At 35.2% G+C, this 2,331-nt stretch carries 4 protein-coding genes; all 4 read right to left on the reverse strand.

Annotated features, from left to right (window positions below; all coding sequences use genetic code 11):
* On the reverse strand, positions 1-335 hold a 335-nt coding region (locus AC1DPQ_RS25140; RefSeq protein ID WP_477611228.1), incomplete at its 3' end, for a PAAR-like protein.
* A gap of 11 nt (positions 336-346) precedes the next feature.
* Entirely contained in the window at positions 347-1,165 is an 819-nt protein-coding gene (locus AC1DPQ_RS25145) for a hypothetical protein (RefSeq protein ID WP_477611229.1), read from the reverse strand.
* A 33-nt stretch (positions 1,166-1,198) separates the two neighbouring features.
* A complete protein-coding gene (locus tag AC1DPQ_RS25150; RefSeq protein ID WP_477581088.1) occupies positions 1,199-1,366 on the reverse strand; it encodes a hypothetical protein in 168 nt (55 codons plus the stop codon).
* Position 1,367: 1 nt separating this feature from the next.
* Positions 1,368-2,267, reverse strand: a complete 900-nt coding sequence (locus AC1DPQ_RS25155) for a phage baseplate assembly protein V (RefSeq protein WP_477611230.1) — start codon at positions 2,265-2,267, stop codon at positions 1,368-1,370.
* Positions 2,268-2,331 lie beyond the last annotated feature (64 nt).

Genomic DNA, 2,331 nt, shown 5'->3' on the forward strand with positions numbered 1-2,331 from the left:
GGTTTACTTGGGTCGGGTACTTTGCATTGCCCAAAGTTTAGGTTAAGCACTTTGTTTTCTAAGGTGGTTGCAATAAATTTACTTTCACCACTATCGTTAATCACATATTTGTTATGGCTAAGTACGTTCATCTTTTTCGGAGCGGGATCTACCGCTTGATCGCAGGTGCATTTAGCCCCATGACATACCAATAGTTCGGTAATTTTTCCATTTTGTTTAGGCTCATCTATTACTTGCCTGTCTGATGCTATAGATACAGTTAGGTTATCTGTAATCTTATCATCTGTTAGGTTTTCTTCGTTATTTGTTGGTTCAGCATCAGTACTCCAATCCATTTTGGCTAATTCTAATTGGTTGTTAAAGTAATCTTTAGTGTTTTTATATAACTACTATTTGCTATTAATGAATAAGTGCTTTCTAAGGCATTGCACCAACCAGTAATTGGATCTATCTGATAAAACCCTTCGACACTAACTTCTGGCATATCATTATCTGTCTTCGTTTTTAACCAGTTATCAAATCCTGGTTGATCAACATTCTTGGTCCAGTTCCCAGAAAATTTAATCAGTTTTTGATTCTCTGATGTTTGAAGTGTCCACTTTTCGTTAAATGGGATAGGGAAAGGACATAGACCGTACACTTCTCTTTTTTGACTAAAATTGTTTTCTACAAAATTTGCATCATAAACTCCTCTGAAATATTCGTTAAGAAATAAGTCTTGCTTGATATATTCGGTTAATGCTTCACTAGGTAACATCTTTTTGTCAACCGTTATTAAGGTCGAATCGATCCAATCTCCAGTATAAGTATTAGCCACATTTTCTCTAATGGCCAACCATTTTTGCCATAGCTCATTTTGTTTTTCAACACTTACTGGTATTCCGTTAAACCCAATTTTTAAGGTTAATTGATGTAATGCTGCAGAAATCTGCTGTACGAATAAATCAGCATCGTTACCAGGTAACGCATCGATCAAACTTTGTTTGCGTATAATTTCGATATTCTGACGGCCAGACCAAAACGATGTTTTATCTGGTAAAATGTCTATATCAAAAAGTTTAAAGGTATACTCATCTTTAAATGCTGTTTTTTCAGAGATTTCTACCTTGAAAAGCATATTTAAAGGCTTTTCCAAAGATTTATAATCAATTTTATTCATGGGCATACATTTGTTTTTAATTAATACGGTAAGATTAGTTTACCCTGTTTGTTTTGAGGGCACATATCGATCATACTTTATCTTATATTTACTTTGCAGAATTACTTCTTTTGTCGCATTAAAATTTATACCTCCTTGGGTAGAAAACCATTTAGCACTTCCTATATTTTCGGTAATTGTTTTGCTGATGTATTTAATTGTTCCCATCTTAAAATAATTTAACCTTGCTGCCGCTCTTATTTACGATCTCTTTGGCACTATGAAATTCAATATTCTCTTGGGTACTATTCAAATTAATCTGTTCTGCTGTTTTTTCGATATGTGTAGCAGTTTTATTAATACTATCATTAGCTACCATGGTAATATTTTCGGCCATTAATGAATGATTTTCACCAGCATTGCTGCTTATATTTCCACCTGCGTTACTATAGATATGTTCTCCAGCAGATATCGATATATTTTGTTCGGCATTGATATCTATGTTTTTAGCCCGGATACTGATATTTTCGGGAGCAGAAATCTCAATACTCGATGCACTAGTATCAAAGCGTATAATATTTCGGTTTTTATCTGTAATGGTAATTGTTTCGGTACCAACGGCATCATTAAACTCTATTAAATGGCCACTCCTGGTTGCAATTGCTTTTAAATGATTAAACTCGTAACCACCGGTGCCGTTAATGCCATGGAAAACACTTCCTAATACAATTGGTCTGGCGATATTTCCTTCTTCAAAAGTTACGGCAACCTGATCTCCAACTTCAGGTATAAAAACAAACCCTCTGTTCGTATTTACTTGCTCACTACTTCCCGCATCTGGGGTAATTACCCTCAGCCATTCGGTGATATCATTCGTTTGGCATTCCCATTTAAACTTTACTTTGATCCGGCCTTGCCCTTCGGGGTCATTATTATCCATTACATCTGCCAACAGTATATTTGGATTTGGCTTTTTATAATTCTTTACCATAATGCGTTCGGTGGCGGCTGTCAAGCCTGTAAAGGTATTTTCATATCTGCCTGCAACATCTATATGATGATGAATGTTGGTAATCAAGAATTTACCTAGGCTTTCGGTTATAAAAGCATTACCCTGCTTAACACTCATGTTAATTTCAGCAATATTGCTAATACTTAGTTCTGCATTATCTCACGTGGCACTGATTTTTAGA

The organism is Pedobacter sp. 01T416_2, assembly GCF_056398925.1.

Coding starts and splice junctions, on each gene's coding strand:
- AC1DPQ_RS25155 (WP_477611230.1), bottom strand. CDS start 2,267: ATGAGTGTTAAGCAGGGTAATGCTTTTATAACCGAAAGCCTAGGTAAA.
- AC1DPQ_RS25150 (WP_477581088.1), bottom strand. CDS start 1,366: ATGGGAACAATTAAATACATCAGCAAAACAATTACCGAAAATATAGGA.
- AC1DPQ_RS25145 (WP_477611229.1), bottom strand. CDS start 1,165: ATGCCCATGAATAAAATTGATTATAAATCTTTGGAAAAGCCTTTAAAT.